At 57.4% G+C, this 16,322-nt stretch carries 14 protein-coding genes and 1 tRNA gene; 8 read left to right on the forward strand and 7 right to left on the reverse strand.

Annotated features, from left to right (window positions below):
- Positions 1-3: 3 nt before the first annotated feature.
- Positions 4-76 (reverse strand) — tRNA-Lys (locus H8B15_RS20220).
- 78 nt (positions 77-154) lie between these two features.
- Between H8B15_RS20220 and H8B15_RS20225 the strand changes: the two genes are divergently transcribed.
- Positions 155-865, forward strand: coding sequence for an SH3 domain-containing protein (locus H8B15_RS20225; RefSeq protein ID WP_187321462.1), 711 nt, complete (start codon positions 155-157; stop codon positions 863-865).
- Positions 866-1,013: 148 nt separating this feature from the next.
- Here H8B15_RS20225 and H8B15_RS20230 read toward each other — a convergent pair whose 3' ends face one another.
- A complete protein-coding gene (locus H8B15_RS20230) occupies positions 1,014-1,820 on the reverse strand; it encodes an SDR family oxidoreductase (protein ID WP_187321463.1) in 807 nt (268 codons plus the stop codon).
- Positions 1,821-2,049: 229 nt separating this feature from the next.
- On the opposite strand from H8B15_RS20230, the gene H8B15_RS20235 reads away from it, so the two are divergent.
- The 5 genes from H8B15_RS20235 (at position 2,050) to H8B15_RS20255 (ending at position 9,050) form a co-directional block, all read left to right on the forward strand.
- The gene (locus H8B15_RS20235; RefSeq protein ID WP_187321464.1) at positions 2,050-5,448 is read left to right on the forward strand and encodes a T9SS type B sorting domain-containing protein; all 3,399 of its coding nucleotides are present in this window, start codon (positions 2,050-2,052) and stop codon (positions 5,446-5,448) included.
- Between the two features lie 173 nt (positions 5,449-5,621).
- The gene (gene rlmD / locus H8B15_RS20240) at positions 5,622-7,037 is read left to right on the forward strand and encodes a 23S rRNA (uracil(1939)-C(5))-methyltransferase RlmD (RefSeq protein WP_343069190.1); all 1,416 of its coding nucleotides are present in this window, start codon (positions 5,622-5,624) and stop codon (positions 7,035-7,037) included.
- 15 nt (positions 7,038-7,052) lie between these two features.
- Positions 7,053-7,388: a DUF2185 domain-containing protein gene (locus H8B15_RS20245; protein ID WP_187321465.1), complete on the forward strand. Its 336-nt coding sequence runs from the start codon at positions 7,053-7,055 to the stop codon at positions 7,386-7,388.
- Positions 7,389-7,555: 167 nt separating this feature from the next.
- On the forward strand, positions 7,556-8,662 hold the full coding sequence (locus H8B15_RS20250; protein WP_187321466.1) for an acyltransferase family protein: 1,107 nt from the start codon (positions 7,556-7,558) through the stop codon (positions 8,660-8,662).
- 13 nt (positions 8,663-8,675) lie between these two features.
- Entirely contained in the window at positions 8,676-9,050 is a 375-nt protein-coding gene (locus H8B15_RS20255) for a hypothetical protein (RefSeq protein ID WP_187321467.1), read from the forward strand.
- Positions 9,051-9,226: 176 nt separating this feature from the next.
- On the opposite strand, the gene H8B15_RS20260 is transcribed toward H8B15_RS20255, so the two are convergent.
- From H8B15_RS20260 to H8B15_RS20275, 4 genes are all read right to left on the reverse strand, one after another.
- Positions 9,227-9,778 (reverse strand): sugar O-acetyltransferase, encoded by a 552-nt coding sequence (locus H8B15_RS20260; RefSeq protein ID WP_187321468.1) that lies wholly within the window; start codon positions 9,776-9,778, stop codon positions 9,227-9,229.
- 249 nt (positions 9,779-10,027) lie between these two features.
- The gene (locus H8B15_RS20265) at positions 10,028-10,762 is read right to left on the reverse strand and encodes a YebC/PmpR family DNA-binding transcriptional regulator (RefSeq protein ID WP_187321469.1); all 735 of its coding nucleotides are present in this window, start codon (positions 10,760-10,762) and stop codon (positions 10,028-10,030) included.
- A 265-nt stretch (positions 10,763-11,027) separates the two neighbouring features.
- Entirely contained in the window at positions 11,028-12,023 is a 996-nt protein-coding gene (locus H8B15_RS20270; protein WP_187321470.1) for an MBL fold metallo-hydrolase, read from the reverse strand.
- A gap of 241 nt (positions 12,024-12,264) precedes the next feature.
- Positions 12,265-13,773, reverse strand: a complete 1,509-nt coding sequence (locus H8B15_RS20275; protein WP_187321471.1) for a malate:quinone oxidoreductase — start codon at positions 13,771-13,773, stop codon at positions 12,265-12,267.
- A gap of 215 nt (positions 13,774-13,988) precedes the next feature.
- Between H8B15_RS20275 and H8B15_RS20280 the strand changes: the two genes are divergently transcribed.
- Both H8B15_RS20280 and H8B15_RS20285 read left to right on the forward strand, forming a co-directional pair.
- Positions 13,989-14,420: a BLUF domain-containing protein gene (locus tag H8B15_RS20280; protein WP_187321472.1), complete on the forward strand. Its 432-nt coding sequence runs from the start codon at positions 13,989-13,991 to the stop codon at positions 14,418-14,420.
- A gap of 116 nt (positions 14,421-14,536) precedes the next feature.
- Complete coding sequence (locus H8B15_RS20285) at positions 14,537-15,628, forward strand: spore photoproduct lyase family protein (protein ID WP_246455778.1); 1,092 nt, start codon at positions 14,537-14,539, stop codon at positions 15,626-15,628.
- A gap of 178 nt (positions 15,629-15,806) precedes the next feature.
- Here H8B15_RS20285 and H8B15_RS20290 read toward each other — a convergent pair whose 3' ends face one another.
- Positions 15,807-16,313: a 2'-5' RNA ligase family protein gene (locus tag H8B15_RS20290; RefSeq protein ID WP_187321473.1), complete on the reverse strand. Its 507-nt coding sequence runs from the start codon at positions 16,311-16,313 to the stop codon at positions 15,807-15,809.
- Between the last annotated feature and the right edge of the window lie 9 nt (positions 16,314-16,322).

Consider the following 16,322-nt stretch of genomic DNA (forward strand, 5'->3'; position numbering starts at 1 on the left):
GTGTGATCCCGCTGGGATTCGAACCCAGGACCCGTACATTAAAAGTGTACTGCTCTACCAGCTGAGCTACAGAATCAAATTGCAATAACAGGAGCGTTTTCCGTTATTGTGGCACAAAAGTAGGGAGTTGACTCCTGATTGTCCAAATATTTTGTTGAAAAAGGTCTTATTTTTTTCATTTCTAGCGCTGCTGTTCAGTCAACCAATTCTGGCTCAAAAAGATACTGAAGCGCTGCAAAAGGCAGATTCTTTATTCGCCGCCGACTCAACAGAGGCTGCCTACCCTTTTTACCGGCAAGTGCTGCGGCAGCAAAAAGCCTACTCGCCTCGCATGTTGCTGCGCATGGCTTATGTGCAGGAAGGATTAGGGCATTACCCGGCGGCACTTTACTACCTGAGCCTGGTGCAGGCTCGTCAGCCCCGGCGCTCTACCTGGGCCAAGATGGTTAGCCTGGCCCAACGCCACCGCCTCACCGGCTACCCCGATTCTTGGCGGCAACAGCTCCGTATTGTGTTTCGGCGCTATTACTACCGCCTGTTGCAGGCCGCATTGATTGTGGCTGTGGTTGGTGGTACCGTGTTGTGGCTAAGGCGCCGCGAGCGGCGGGGCTGGTGGGCGGCCTACGCAGCATATGTGCTGGCTACGGCGGCTTTCCTGAACCTGTTCCGCCCCGAGCGTAGCGGATTGGTGGCCCGGTCGCGTGCGGCCCTGATGGCTGGGCCCAGCCCCGGCGCCACTTGGCTGACTACCGCCGCCGCCGGCGACCGACTGGTAGTGCTAGGCAAGCAAGACGTGTGGTACCGGGTACGCTGGCAAGGCAAAGACGCCTACATCCGGCAGCACGACTTGCTGGAAGTGCAGTAAAGGTAGGGGACGTCATGCTGAGCGCAGCGCAGCGGAGTCGAAGCATCTCGCGTGCTCCCGGTAATTTCCTAACGTTTAGGATTACTATTGCACGCGAGATGCTTCGACTCCGCTGCGCTGCGCTCAGCATGACGGTGTAACGTAGCTTTCACAACGAAAAATCTGCTTCTTCTTTGCGGAAGTGATTGAGCACCAGTTTGTCGGATAAGCCGGGTAAGACTTTGTTTAAGAAGACCGTGAGCTTGCCCATACTGGTAAGAACCAGGTCGCGGCGGCGCTGCTGCACGGCGCGCAGAATGTGTCGGGCCACTTCCTCGCTGCTCATCATCTGCTGCTCGTCGCGGGGCGACTCGCCCTGGGCAGAGCCATCGGCGGCCAGCGCGGTTTGGCGAATGTTGGAGGCCGTGAAGCCGGGGCAGGCTACGAGTACGTGCACGCCCTGGGGTAGCAATTCCGTGCGCAGAGCTTCCAGGAAACCTTGCATAGCAAATTTAGAGGCCGAGTACCCCGTGCGGCCGGGTAGTCCCCGGTAGCCGGCGATGCTGGAAATACCCACAATAGAACCCTTACTGGCCACAATGTGCGGCAGCGCAAACTTGGTGGTGTACACGGTGCCAAAGAAGTTGGTCTGCATCAGGCGCTCAATCACACTCAGATCGGCATCAGCAAACTTGGCCCGCATGGAAATGCCCGCGTTGTTGAGCAGCACATCGAGGCGGCCGAAGGCAGCTATGGCTTCGTCTACGGCGCGGGCGGCATCAGCTTCCACGCCCACGTCGGCGCGCACGGTACGGTGCGCAATGCCCAGTTGCGTGAGCTGTTGCGCGGTGTCAGCGAGGCGACTTTCGTCGCGGCCGGTTACCACAACGCTGGCGCCGGCCTGCCCAAATGCCACGGCGCAGGCCCGGCCAATGCCCGAGGTGCCCCCGGTAATGAGTACAACTTTTCCTTTCATAACAGTCATCCAAAAAACGGCGGTGGATATGGTTGGCAAAGCTACTGCTTTCCAGTGGGAGGGGCGGCTGGTCGAGTGAGGAAAGAATCCGGTCGATTCATACAAGAGGCGCCGGAAAAATGTCTCTACTTTGAGTGACAGTATGTACGGCGGGAAGCTTTCTGACTCATATAAGGAAAGCATTGCTGCCATTTTGAACACTGGTTTCTATTTCCTCTAATTATAGTATATGCGTTCAATTTTACTGCGGGTAGTATTGCTGTGGCTGGTACTGGCCAGCACGGCCGGGCAACTTGCGCGGGCGTCGCACTTGTTGGGCGGTGAAATCAGCTACCAATACTTGAACGCTAGTGGTCCGGCGGCCACGCCCTACCAATACCGGCTGTCGATGGTAGTCTACTTCAATGCTGATGAACTGACCTCGCAGGTACCGGGCGGGCGGGCGTCGGAGCTGGTGGGTATCTACAGCCGCACCACGGGGCTGCTGGTGCGCTCTATCACGCTGCCCCGCACGCAGAACACGATTATCAAGCCGGCCAGCAACGGCTCGTGCACCATCACGGGCAACACGGCGGTGCAAATTCGGCTTAACCGCTACGAAGCCACGGTGGCGTTGCCTGCCGATGCCCGCGGCTACTACGTGTTCTTCTCTGAAACAGCCCGCAACAACGACGTAGTTAATATTGTACGGCCTAACAACGAGGGCATGACGCTGTACGCGGATATGGCGCCGCCCAGTATTCCCAACAGCTCGCCCAACTTCTCCGATACAGCCGTGGCCGTCATCTGCCAGGGCGATACGTCCGTCATCATCAACAACGCCTACGACCCGGATGGCGACCGGCTGGAATATTCCTTTGGTACACCCTACGGCGGTACGTACCGTACGTTGCCTACCTTTTTCGCTCCACCGCCTCAGCTGATTGCTTACCCCGCGCAGTACAGCGCGCAGCAACCCTTCGGGCCAGTAGCGGGCAGCTACGCCTTTCTGGATAAGAATACGGGTCTGAGTCGCTACGCGGCGCCCGCGCTGGGCAAGTACGTTATAGCAGTGGACGTGCGTGAGTATCGCCGTATTGCCGGGCGCGATAGTCTGGTGGGCACCACCCGGCGCGACGTGCAGCTGGTGGCCCGCACCTGCGAGCCCAACAAAGCCCCCGAGTTTAGCAGCGGCAGCGCTGCGCCGCAGGAATATACCATACTGGAAGGCCAGACGCTGACGCTGACGGCCACCTCCACCGATCCGGAAGGCCAACGTATAGCCTTGCGCGCTGCCAGCGTGCTGCTGGATGGGGCCGGGGGCTTTGATGCTACCTTCAACAACAATCCCGGCACGGTAGCTACCCCTGGCGGCACAGGCACGGCAGTAGTCACGGGTGCGGGCAGCGTGACGGGTACGTTTCGCTTTGTGCCGGCTTGCGGCTCGGCCCGCACCGAGCCGTACGACGTGATTGTAACAGCCACCGACAACGCCTGCAACAGCAAGAGCGCAGCAGTTATTTACCGCGTGCGGGTAGTGGCCGCCCCGGAAGTAACGGCAGGCCCCGACCGCACGGTATGCTCGGGCGAGGCAACGCAGCTGGGCGCATCGGCCGTGGCGGGCATCAGCTACCAGTGGAGCCCCGCCACCGGCCTCAGCAGCGCCACCGCCGCCAACCCTACCCTCACGCCCACAAACACCGGCACAGAGCCCGTGGTGGTGCCGTACGTGCTAACGGCTACCTCGGCCGGCGGCTGCACGCAGCAACGTACGGTGCGCGTGACGGTGAACCCCGCGCCGGCCCTGGACACCATTAGCGGCAGCCGCTCAGTATGTCCCACGGTGCAGGGCGTCGTGTACAGCATCCGCAATCCGCGCAACGCTACTTACCAGTGGACTGTGATAGGCGGTACCATTGCCAGTGGCCAGGGCACCAGCAGCATTTCGGTGAACTGGGGAGCAGCCAACGCGAATGCCAGCGTGCAGGTGCTGGGTACTACGGCTTATGGTTGTCCCGCGCAGCCGATTACGCTGCCCGTGATAATCAATCAGCGGCTGGCAACCGAAACGCCAACGGGGCCGGTACGAGTATGCCTGGGTAGCACTTACACCTACCAAACGCAGTATACCAACGGCTCCAGCTACGCCTGGCAGATTATGGGCGGCACGCAGGCGAGTACCAACCAAGCTACCGTGCAAGTCACTTGGACGCAGCTAGGCACTACCCGATTGCAGGTGACGGAAACCAGTAACCCTGGTGGTACGGTGCGGTGCCTGGGCGTGAGCGCGCCTTTGGAGGTGGAAGTGGTGGCGCCACCCGCTACCAACCTGGCCATTGCTGGTCCCGGCCGTGCCTGTGTGGGTAGTGGCACCATTACGTTTTCGCTGCCGGGTTTTGCTACCTCTACCTATCAGTTTACGCTGCTGAACACGGCTACTCAGCAAACCACCACGCTCACGGCCACGGGCAACAGCACCACGTTTGCGGTGCCTGCCGTGGGCACCTACACGCTCACAGCGCTCGAAACCAGTGCCTGCGCGGGGCCGCTTTACGCCAAACAGTTTGTGGTAGATCCGCTACCCGTGGCGGTGGCTATTGCTGGTCCTACCCGCGTGTGCCCCGAAAATCTGACAGGCCTGCGCTACTCGCTGGCGGGCCTGGCCGGCTCTACCTATCAGTGGACCGTGGCGGGTGGCACCATCACTAGCGGCCAGGGTACCGGTAGCATCACCGTCGACTATCTGAACAACGCCAGCGTGAAGACTGTGCAGGTATTCGAAACTTCGCAATACGGCTGTGCCGGGCCAGCGAATATTCTGCAAGTACGCCCCGACAACATCAGCCTCGACCTGCAGGTAGCCAGCGTGAGCCTGACCAGCGACCAGCAGGTGCAGCTCACGTTTCGGGCGCCAATGAATGCCGATAATACCCAGCGGATTGCCATTCAGCGCCGCGTGGCGGGCACCACCACCGCTTTTGCCAGGGTAGGCGACGTGCCCAATACTGCTACCACCTATACCGACATGTCTGCCGCTACCGATGCGCAGGCCTACGAATACCGCTTGGCCCTCACCAATGCCTGTAGCACTGAGCTTACCAGCTCGGCGCATACCATCATCCACACCACCGCCGTGGCGACGGAAGCGGCCGGCGGCCGCGCCGAGGGCTCGGTGCTGGTGCAGTGGAGCGCCTACCAGGGCTTTGCCGTGCAGCAGTACGAGGTGTACCGCATGGCCGACCAAGGGGCGCCTACCCTGGTAGCTACTTTGCCGGGCACTACCCTGCGAGTGTCGCTTACGACCAGTGCGGCGGGCTTCAACCAATGCTTCCGGGTGAAGGCCGTTGGGACGGGCGCGCTGGCCTCGTACTCCAATGATGCCTGCGTGGACTTCGCCAACAACATCCTGCTCTACAACATTATCACCCCCAACGGCGACGGGCTAAACGACGTGTTTTTCATTGACAACGTGGCCCTCTATCCCGGCAACACCCTCACCATCTTCGACCGGTGGGGTAGGGAAGTATACGCCACCCGCGACTACCGCAACACCTGGAGCGGCGAGAAAACCGGCCCCGGCACGCATTACTACCTCTTTAAGCTAGCTGATGGCACGCAGTACAAGGGGTGGTTTGAGATTGTGAAGTAAGCTCACGGATTTTAGCGGATTAGACGGATTGATCGGATTTCGTAGACGATTGCAGCACGGCGTGGCGATACGAGGCCTTATAGGTACTTCGTAAGGCCATACTGCTCTGCAATCGTCTACAAAATCCGATCAATCCGTCTAATCCGCTAAAATCCGTGATTATCTTTGCTCCCGTGAACAAGACTGCAAAGAAAATTCCGGCGGAGGCGCTCCGCGAAGTAGAGATTCAGGACATGGTGGCCGAGGGCAAGTGCATTGTCCGCCACGAAAACCTCGTGATATTCGTGACCCAGGTAGCACCCGGCGACGTGGTAGACCTGCGCATCACCAAGAGCAAGAAGAACTTCCTGGAAGCTGTGCCCACGCACTTCCACAAATATTCCGAGCTGCGTGTGGAGCCGTTTTGCCAACATTTCGGCACCTGCGGGGGCTGCAAATGGCAGCACCTCGGCTATGACACCCAAACCCAGTACAAGCAGCAGCAGGTAGAAGACACCCTGCAACGCATTGGGAAAGTGGAAATTCCGGAAGTCCTACCCATCGCGCACTCGCCCGCCTTGCAGTACTACCGCAACAAGCTGGAATTCACGTTCAGCTTTATGGGCTGGCTGACGGAAGAGCAGATCAAGGACGAAACCGCACAGTACGACCGGCGCGTGCTGGGCTTTCACACGCCCGCCCGCTTCGATAAGATTATTGATGTGGAGCACTGCTGGCTGCAACCCGAGCCCAGCAACTCCATCCGCCTCGCCATCCGCGACTACGCGCGGGAAAACATGCTGCGCTTCGGCAACATCATTAAGCAAACCGGCCTGCTGCGCAACCTCATCATCCGCACCGCCGAAAGCACCGGCGAGCTGATGGTGATTTTGCAGTGCTACCGCCAGCACCAGGCCATCGAGCCGCTGTTGGACTACGTGTACGAGAAGTTCCCGCAGATTACCTCCCTCAACTACGTTCTCAACGACAAAGGCAACGAAACCTTCCACGACCTGGAGGTGGTGTGCTACAAGGGCAAGCCCTACATCGAGGAAGAGATGGAAGGCCTGCGCTTCCGGGTAGGGCCGAAGTCGTTCTACCAGACCAACTCGGCGGGCGCCTATAACCTCTACAAAATTGCCCGCGACTTCGCGCAATTATCTGGCAATGAGCTGGTGTATGACCTCTACACCGGGGCCGGCACCATCGCCAACTTCGTGGCCCGCCAGGCCCGGCACGTGGTAGGGGTGGAGTACGTGGAGCAAGCCGTGCAGGACGCCCGCGTGAACTCCGAAATCAACGGTGTCACGAACACCGAATTCTATGCCGGCGACATGAAGGACGTCCTCTCCGCCGACTTCATCCAGCAGCACGGCCGCCCCGACGTGGTCATCACCGACCCGCCCCGCGCCGGCATGCACGTGGATGTGGTGCAGCGCCTGCTGGAAATGCGCGCCCCGCGCATCGTGTACGTCAGCTGCAACCCCGCCACCCAAGCGCGGGATTTGGAGCTGCTGGACGAGGCATATAAGGTAGTGAAGGTGCAGCCCGTGGATATGTTCCCGCATACCCACCATGTGGAAAACGTGGTGTTGCTGGAGCTGCGGTAAGCTATCAGATATACCATGAAATCATTTAAGCTGCAGTCACACCAAATCAAGCAACTCATCGAGTCTATGGGTAGCTGCATTGCTTCGGATAAAATCACAGTCGAAGGTCTTCCGGTAGGTTTTATGTATCGGGAAGACCCTAGCGATAAACATGATAGTGGGTGGCGTTTCTTCTCCGGTACAGAAACGCAGGAGTATGCTGATAATGGTGATAACTTTATGTATTATAATATTAATACAATCGCTAATTACGATTCGGCCGTTATTCCGTACTTGAATCTTCCTCAAGGATCAGAGCTACTACGGGTTCAGGGTAGCGTTAATTTTGAAATAGATTATACAGAATCCTAATAGACTATGTCAATAATTTTGAGGTAAATGACAAATGTTTTATCTCTGTTATCAAAAAAAACTTTGCACTAGTTTATTGATGTCTTATAATTTTCAGTAAACTATATCTGGTAAGTGTTTAGTGAAAAATAAACAACTAGTTCAATTCATCTAAAGATTTAACTATTGTGCGTCGGCTTGAATATTTGGATAGTGTGCGAGGAATAGCTGCTTTTGCAGTTATGATATATCACTTTATTGGGTGGCGTTGGGCAGACACATTGGATTTCAAAGTGTCTGCTATGCTATTTAATGGTAGCGATGCTGTGTCATTGTTTTTTGTCTTGAGCGGTCTAGTACTTTCCTGGAAATATTTTCATCCTGATAATTCGCTTGTAATTGATGGAGCACACTACAAGAATTATGTAATTAATCGAGTAATTCGTTTGTATGTACCACTTCTAGCAGCGCTAGCGGGTTATTATCTGTATTATCATAGACACGATCCGCTAAAACAGCTGGTGCTGGAGTTTGTTCTTAATAAGTATCACTGGATAGAAGAAGCGCTTCTTATTCGTGGTAAACATGATATGTATGTGCCCGCTTGGACACTAGAAGTGGAAATGGCAGCTTCATTATGCATACCTTTTTTGGTTTTATTGCTTCGCTATAATCGACAGCTGTTTGGTGCATTTGTTATTATGTTATTAGTATTAGGGTCTACTGTGATACTTTGGGAGTTATTTCATTTTTGTTTAGGAATGTGGATTGCTTATTACTTTCATCGTATAAAATCCTATGATTTAAGGAATTCGCCTCTCTATCCCTATCGATTTGTTTTATGTCTGCTAGTTTTTGCGCTTTTCTCAATGCGGCATATTATAAGAATTTTTCCGCTGAGTGATTCTGTTACTTCCTTTATGAGTTTAATTCGTATAGATATTTTTCATTTTACGGGATTGGCTTCTGCGCTTATCTTAGCTTATATAATCAATAGTCCTAAACTTCAACGGTTTTTAATTAGCTATCCTTTATTGTTTCTAGGACGTATTTCTTATAGTGTTTATTTATTGCATTGGTTTTTTGTAGTGTATGTTATGGACCATTGGGATAAACTGGCAGCATATTTTTCTACACCCGAACAATCCTTTAGCGTCTTGCTTCTTGCAGTAGTTCTTAGCACGTTGGCTACTGCTACGCTGTTTAATATTCTGGTAGAGCAGCCAGCAATTCGATTAGGCAAGCGGGTAGCCAATCGTTTTGCCCCAGCAATAGTGCTCCAGCCTACCTCCTAATAATATAAAATCAATGGACTACGCCAACGACCCCGAGCTAAACGGCAAATACCTCGGCACCATCACCAAGGATTTTGCCGCCGTTTCTGATACGCTGCAAGAGGCTTCCGCTCAGATTCGGAAGCGTGATATTTCCAAATACCCGGTGTTCATCTTCGCCCGGCAGGAAGTACCGCTGGGCACCTTGCTGGTGAATGCCGACGAAGCCGGCCTGGAGTGGCACGTGTTTGCTTCCTACCTGGAACTACTGGTGCAGCAGGGCATCGTGGGCACGGAAGGCATAGAAGCTTTCCAGCAGACCTACAAAGACGCCGATGAGTTTTGCTGCTTGTTTGTGGTGGATGAGGAGTTTACCAACTTCGTGTTTATTCCCTACCCGGAGGATTAGGGTAGGAGCGGCATAATAGAAAAATCGGCCGTCATGCTGAGCGCAGCGGAGCGGAGTCGAAGCATCTCGCGTGCAGCGCTAATTTCCTGACGATTGAGATTACCGTTGCACGCGAGATGCTTCAACTTCGCTGCGCTGCGCTCAGCATGACGGCCTTCTTTCGCTGCGTACGCCGCCTACCCCTCTGCCACTTGCCGCAGCACTCGGCACGGGTTACCCACGGCTACCACGCCCGGCGGCACGTCGCGCGTGACGACGCTACCCGCGCCAATCACCGAGCCCGCGCCGATGGTCACGCCAGGCATTACGAGTACGCCGGCGCCCAGCCACACATTGTCGCCGAGGGTGATGGGGCGGGCAAACTCCCAGCCGGCAATGCGCGGCCCTACCTCCACGGGGTGGCCGGCGGTGGTGAGCACCACGTTGGGCGCCAGAAACACGTTGTCGCCGATGGTGACGGGGGCGCAATCCAGCACCACCAGGTTGTAGTTGGCGTAGAAGTTCTGGCCCAGCCGGATATTATAGCCGTAGTCGCAGCGGAAGCTGGTTTCGATGTGGGCGTTGGTTTCGTAGCCGAGTAGCTCGGCTAGCACTTGTTTGTTTAGCTCTATTGGCTCCTGATTGTAGCGGTGGCAGAGCTGCTTGGCGTGGAGGCGTTCGGCTACCAGCTCGGGGTCGTTGGCTTGGTACAGCTCGCCGGCCAGCATCTTTTCTTTTTCGGTGGGCATAGGGTAGGGAGGAAACGTGAAAAGCTCATCAAGATAGCTTTCGGATAGCAAGAACGGTGCAAACGAGAAGGCATATGCTTGCGTCTTTTCATCCGTACAGTTTGGGTGTAGTTGTTCAACTACGAGACGCAAGTATGCGTCTCTACACCCTTTCAAACTAGCTCAACCCACTTCTAAGGCAGTACCTGTTTAATAAAAACGGGCCGCCCCAGGGTAGGAGCGGCCCGTTCTACAAAATGCTGACGGCAGTTAGCCCAGTGTGTGGTACACGGCCTGCACGTCGTCGTCCTCCTCAAAACGGTCGATGAGTTTGAGCACTTCCTCGGCCTGCTCCTCGTCCAGCGACACGGTGGTGTTGGGCACGCGCTGTAATTGGGCGCTAATCACGTTGAGGCCTTTTTCTTCCAGCGCCTTTTGCAGCTGGCCGAAGTCGGGGAAGGCGCATTCCACCACGATGAGGTCGGTAACGTGGCCGTGCTCGTCCTCTTCCTGATCTTCGTACACGTCTTCGGCGCCGAAGTCAATCAGCTCCAGCTCCAGCTCGTCGCGGTCGAGGCCCTCGGCGGCCAGCTTGAACACGCCTTTGCGGGTGAAGGTGTAATCCGAAGAGCCAGAGGTACCCAGCGTGCCGTTGCCGCGGTTGAAGTACATGCGCACATTGGCCACCGTGCGGGTAGGGTTGTCGGTGGCGGTTTCGACCACAATAGCCACGCCGTGCGGGCCGTAGCCCTCGTATACAACTTCTTGATAGTCTTTCTCTTCGCGGCTGCTGGCGCGCTTAATGGCGGCGTCTACCCGGTCTTTGGGCATGTTCACGCCCTTCGCGTTCTGAATGGCGGTGCGCAGGCGGGCGTTGGTATCCGGATTAGGGCCGCTTTCCTTTACGGCCATCACGATTTCCTTGCCGATACGGGTGAAATCCTTGGACATCCGGTCCCAGCGCTTCATTTTGCGGCCTTTGCGGAATTCAAATGCGCGTCCCATCTATGGTGAACTTGTGAAATGGTGAGTGGTGAGTTTTTAGGTTCGGCGCGGGGCCGAAAGGAGGTGCAAGTTAACAGAAAGCCGGGCTGGGCGCAATGTTGGGCACTATGCGGGTTGTTGTAGCAGGTAGGCGCCTGGCCTGTCGTGCCATCGGTGGGGTAGGGGTACCACTATGGAAGGCGCTGCTACGGCCAAAACGGCGCACCCGCAGCCACTATTGCCGCAGTTGCGCCGTTTAGGTCAAGCCGTAGTACCGGGCCAAGCCCTATTCCCAGGTTCTGGCACTTTGACGCCGAAATTTCTTGGGCGTTTTATGCGTGGGACTTTCCGGCTTCGCACGCTTAGCTTTCTTTTTCTTTTTGTCGAATAGAAAGGTCAATCCAAGGGCGAGCACACTGGCGCCAGCCACGGCAATCAGCTTTTTGGGAAGCTGGTCGGGTGGGGCCGCGGGGAGATGGGCCACGCCGTTTTCGTCGAGGCGGGCGGGTGTGTAGGCGTAGCGGCCGTAGAGCGGCAATGGGAATTCATCGGCCAGGCGTTGCAAGCCCATCGTGGCTTCCAGACCCGTAATCACCGGGCCGTGGCCACAGCCAATGGCTTGCGGCTGTAACTCGGCGAGTTGGCGCACCGAGTCGCGCACCTGCTGCCAATCGTAGTTGAAGGGTGCGCCGGCCACGCTGATGCAGGGCCGTTGCAGCAGCAGCGAGGGCACCGACTCGTGGTTGGCCGTGGCAAAGGCGTCGCCACCAATGAGCGTGCGGTCTTTTTCGCGGAACAAGGCCACCTGGCCGGGCGCGTGGCCGGGCACGTGGTACCACTGCCAGTCGGGCAGGAAAGGCGGGTCTATGTCGTTATCGGGCAGGGCCTGCACGTTGGGTAAGTTGAACGACTGCGGCGGGAAGAACCGACTCACAAAGGCCAGCGAGCCGCCGCCTTCCACGGTGGGGTCGGCGGGCGGGTATACGGCTTTGCCCGTCAGAAACGGTAGCTCCAGCGGGTGCGCCAGCACCGGCACGTTCCAGTGCTCCGACAGCGCTTGCGCCGAGCCAGCGTGGTCCATGTGGCCGTGAGTGAGGATGATGGCCTCGGGGTGCGTGCCGGGGTAGAACAGCTTGTCAGCTGCTTCAATGATAGCCTTTTCGGAGCCAGGCAAGCCCGTATCTACCAGCACCCATTCGCCGGGCGTACCGGTTTCGACGAAGTATAAATTAACAAAGCGTTGGATGGTGAGCTGGTGTACACCAGGGGCTACTTGTTGCATAACAGTCAGGAAAGAGATGAATGGGAGGTACCGTATACGCAGAGTTGCCTAGCAGGGTAGGGCCATACGCAAAAAGCCCCGTTCCGCTTTCCAATGCGGAAGCGCGGCGGGGCTTTTTTTGATCAATAAGCGGTCATGCTGAGCGCAGCCGAAGCATCTCGCGTGCTGATGGTAGATACTATCTTTCGTCAGCACGCGAGATGCTTCGACAAGCTCAGCATGACGGACGGGCGAGTGGTGCCTACTGCGCTACGGCCTCCAGCTCCAGCACCTCGCTGGTTTTGGCGCGCAGTTCCTCGCACAAAGCCGGGTTGCTGGCCAGCTCCTGCCCGAAGGAGGGAATCATAGCCTTGAACTTAGCCTGCCACTCAGGAGTAGCGGCCTGCTCGGGGAAGCAGCGCTGCACAAGGCCCAGCATGATGCTCACGGCCGTGGAGGCGCCGGGCGAGGCGCCCAGCAGTGCGGCAATCGTGCCGTCGGCGGCCGCTACTACCTCGGTGCCGAATTCCAGCACGCCGCCTTCCTTAGCGTCTTTTTTAATCACCTGTACGCGCTGGCCGGCTACTTCCAGCTCCCAATCTTCGGCGCGGGCCGTGGGTAGGTAGTCGCGCAGGGCGTTCAGGCGGTCTTGCGGCGACTGGCGCACCTGCTGAATCAGGTAGCGGGTGAGGGGTAGGTTTTTGGCCCCGGCAATCAGCATGGGCCGCACGTTGCCGGCCCGGATAGATTTCAGCAAATCCAGGTAGGAGCCTTTTTTCAGGAACTTAGTGGTGAAGCCGGCATAAGGGCCAAACAACAGCTCCTTGCGGCCGTTGATCTGGCGCGTATCCAGGTGCGGCACCGACATAGGCGGCGAGCCTACGGCGGCTTTGCCGTACACTTTGGCGCCGTGCTGGGCAATCACTTCGGGGTTGGTGCACTTCAGCCACTGCCCGCTCACCGGGAAGCCGCCAAAGCCGTGGCCTTCCGGAATATCCGATTTTTCGAGCAGGGGTAAGGAGCCGCCGCCCGCGCCAATGAACACAAACTTGCCGTATACCTTGCGCGAGGTATCAGCGGCGCGGTCGCGCACCCGAATGCGCCACGTGCCGTCGGGCTTCTGCTTCAGCTTCTCTACCTCGTGGTTGAGGTGAAACGACACGCCCGGCAGCTGTTGCAGCCGCTCGAACAGCGTGCGGGTGAGGGAGCCGAAGTTTACATCGGTGCCGATGGGCATGTAGGTAGCCGCCACGGGCGTTTGCGAGTCGCGGCCTTCCATCACCAACGGCATCCAATCGGCCAGCTGCTGCCGGTCTTCGCTGTACTGCATGCCCTGGAACAAAGGCGACTGGATCATTGCGTCGAAGCGCTTGCGGAGGAAGTCCACGTTGTTGCTACCCCACACAAAGCTCATGTGCGGCACTTGCTGAATGAACTCGTGGGGCTCCGGCAACACGCCTTTCTCTACGAAGAAAGACCAAAACTGCTTGGACTGCTCAAATTGCTCGGCAATTTTCACGGCCTTGCTGATGTCCACGGAGCCGTCGGGGCGCTGAGGGGTGTAGTTGAGTTCACAAAAAGCCGAGTGACCCGTGCCGGCGTTGTTCCAGGCATCGGAGCTTTCGGCGGCCACCAAATCGAGGCGCTCGAAGATGGCAATGGTCAGGTCGGGCTGCAATTCTTTGAGTAGGGTACCCAGCGTAGCGCTCATGATACCCGCGCCAATCAGAATGACATCGACAGAAGAAGAGGTAGGGAGCGAAGGGCTCATAGGTTGATAGTACAGAGCAAGAAATCAGGAAGAAAACGCAAAAGTATCCGAGTTGTTCGGTTTATGCACACGAAAACCTGTTAACCACGGCAGTACGGCCTACCCCAAACGGTGCGCTAGCAGCTCAACAATACCCCAAGCAAACGGTTGAAAACGAACATTTTTCTCCAGAGACGTGTATTAAGCACGACATTACAACATTAGCTTGGTTGCGCATGCCCCTACACTACATTGTCTACACGAGTGTGGCCGAGAAGCCTTTCACCCCGGCAGAGTTGGAGCAGATTCTGATCCGGGCGCGGGCAAAAAACACCACCCTCCGCGTGACGGGCATGTTGCTGTACAGCGCCGGCCAAATCTTGCAGGTGCTGGAAGGGCCGCCCGAGGCCATCGAGCAGCTGTACGGTACCATTGCCACTGACCCCCGCCATCACCACGTTGCAACGGTAGCCGAAGGCACCAGCGAGCGGCGCTTGTTTCCAGACTGGAGCATGGGCTTTGGCGAGGCTTCGGCGCCGGAATTTGCCCGCCTGGCCGGCTACGTCGACTCCAGCCGCACCACTTTTCTGCTGCCTCGCGCCCACAATCTGCCCGTAGCGCTGCGCGATATGCTGATGCATTTCGTGAGCAAGCCGGGTGCAGTATAAATAGTTTTGTTATTGCGTTTAAAATATTGATTATCAATGTTTTAAAAATGAATAGAAAGGCGCTTTCAATAGGCTGATAAGGACCTTTCTACCCTACTTTGGTGTTGTGGTAAGTGATGATCGACCTACCACAACTTCCGCTTTTCGATACCGCTCCCGCACGCACGCACGCGGCCAAAATCTGGCTGCCCAAGCGCGTGGTGTTCACCCCCGATGCCCTCGACGAAGAATTTGGCCAGCAGATTCTGCGCCGCGTAGAGGCCCACGGTCTGGAGGTAGAGCTGCTGAAAAGCAACCGCATCACCAACCTGCGCGGCGCCGACACCGCCGAAACCTACCGCCGCGCCAAGAGTACCCTGGCCGTGGTGAAGGCCCCACCCAGCGCCCTGCGCCTGCAACCCACGCCCCCCTCCGCCGACTGGCAAATGAACCTGGCCGAAGGCTGCCCCGCGCACTGCCAATATTGCTACCTGGCCGGCTCGCTCTCGGGGCCGCCGGTGGTGCGCGTGTTTGCCAATCTGCCCCAATTGCTGGAAAACACGACGCAGTGCGAGCAGCCCGGTCGCCTCACCAGCTTCGAGGTGAGCTGCTACACCGATGTGCTAGGTATTGAACACCTCACGGGCAGCCTGGCTGAGTGCATCCGCTACTACGGCCAGCGCGAGGGCGCCCGCCTGCGCTTCGTGAGCAAGTACGACCACGTGGATTCGCTCCTTTGCCTACCCCACCACGGCCACACCCGCGCCCGTTTCAGCCTGAACGCCGAGCCGGTAGTGCGGCGCCTGGAAGCGGGCACTGCCTCGCTGGAAGCCCGCTTGCAAGCCCTGCGCCGTCTGGCCCTACCCGTGGCCGAGGGGGGCGGCGGCTACCCCATCGGGGTAGTATTGGCGCCCATCATGCCCATCCCCGACTGGCAGCAGCATTACACCCACCTGCTCGACCGCCTGGCCGCTACCCTCGATTTCGACTGCGACCTGACGGTGGAGTTCATCAGCCACCGCTTCACACCCGGCTCCAAGGATGTGCTGCTACAGTGGTACCCCAATACCTCCCTGGACTTCGACGAAGCCACCCGCGCCGTGAAGCGCAACAAGTTCGGCGGCCACAAATACGTGTACCAGCCCGACGACATGCGTACGCTCAAGGAGTGGTTTTACCAGGAGTGGCAGCGCCGCTTCCCGCAAGCACCTATCAAGTATTGGACTTGATGGTGAAGTTGCGAGGTTGTGAAATTGTGAATTGTCTGTCATCCTGAGCGCAGCGAAGGACCTTCTTACGATAGAACGACAAGCGTAATAACGACTCGTTCTCACGTGATAAGGTCCTTCGCTGCGCTCAGGATGACAGACAATTCACAATCTCACAATCTCACAATCTCACCATTTCCTACCCCAAAAACACAAACTGCCGCACCGATTCCCAGGGGCCGCCGCGGTAGGCCCACAGATGCATGCCTTTGCCTTGTGCCTCGAAGGGCTGAAACGATGAGCTTAGTTCTTCGTGCAGGGCCCGCGCTACTTTGGGGTCTACCTTGTTTTGGATGGTGACGTGGGGGCGGCGGCGCTGCTGATCCTGGGGGGTGAGGTAGGGCAGCCACTGCTGTTGCAGCTCCTGGTGCAGGGCTTGCAGGGCCGGGCTTTCGAGGGAGTAGGCCACGCCGCGGCCTAAAAACTGCACGCCCGTTACGCTTAGCGTCAGTGGGGTCATGTGGCGGGCGCGGGTTGCTAGCTCCCGCGTTATAGCTTCAAGTTGGTCGCCGGGTAGGTGGTGAAACAGCGTGAGATGAGCCGCCAGGTAGTTGCGTTCGGGCGGGAAATGTTCCTCGCGCAGGTGGTTGAAAAACTGCTGGGCGTCGGCGTCGAGCGTGAGGGTCAGGATAAGGGGTGCGTCCAAAGAGGTAGG

Origin of the sequence: Hymenobacter citatus, from assembly GCF_014333615.1 — a bacterium.
Classification (GTDB): Bacteria; Bacteroidota; Bacteroidia; order Cytophagales; family Hymenobacteraceae; genus Hymenobacter; species Hymenobacter citatus.

What these genes read in the sequence shown, in the direction of transcription:
- H8B15_RS20245 (WP_187321465.1), top strand. Translation starts at nt 7,053, where the DNA reads ATGAAATCATTTAAGCTGCAGTCACACCAAATCAAGCAACTCATCGAG.
- H8B15_RS20280 (WP_187321472.1), top strand. Translation starts at nt 13,989, where the DNA reads ATGCCCCTACACTACATTGTCTACACGAGTGTGGCCGAGAAGCCTTTC.
- H8B15_RS20260 (WP_187321468.1), bottom strand. Translation starts at nt 9,778, where the DNA reads ATGCCCACCGAAAAAGAAAAGATGCTGGCCGGCGAGCTGTACCAAGCC.
- H8B15_RS20235 (WP_187321464.1), top strand. Translation starts at nt 2,050, where the DNA reads ATGCGTTCAATTTTACTGCGGGTAGTATTGCTGTGGCTGGTACTGGCC.
- H8B15_RS20285 (WP_246455778.1), top strand. Translation starts at nt 14,537, where the DNA reads ATGATCGACCTACCACAACTTCCGCTTTTCGATACCGCTCCCGCACGC.
- H8B15_RS20230 (WP_187321463.1), bottom strand. Translation starts at nt 1,820, where the DNA reads ATGAAAGGAAAAGTTGTACTCATTACCGGGGGCACCTCGGGCATTGGC.
- H8B15_RS20265 (WP_187321469.1), bottom strand. Translation starts at nt 10,762, where the DNA reads ATGGGACGCGCATTTGAATTCCGCAAAGGCCGCAAAATGAAGCGCTGG.
- H8B15_RS20270 (WP_187321470.1), bottom strand. Translation starts at nt 12,023, where the DNA reads ATGCAACAAGTAGCCCCTGGTGTACACCAGCTCACCATCCAACGCTTT.
- H8B15_RS20275 (WP_187321471.1), bottom strand. Translation starts at nt 13,773, where the DNA reads ATGAGCCCTTCGCTCCCTACCTCTTCTTCTGTCGATGTCATTCTGATT.
- H8B15_RS20255 (WP_187321467.1), top strand. Translation starts at nt 8,676, where the DNA reads ATGGACTACGCCAACGACCCCGAGCTAAACGGCAAATACCTCGGCACC.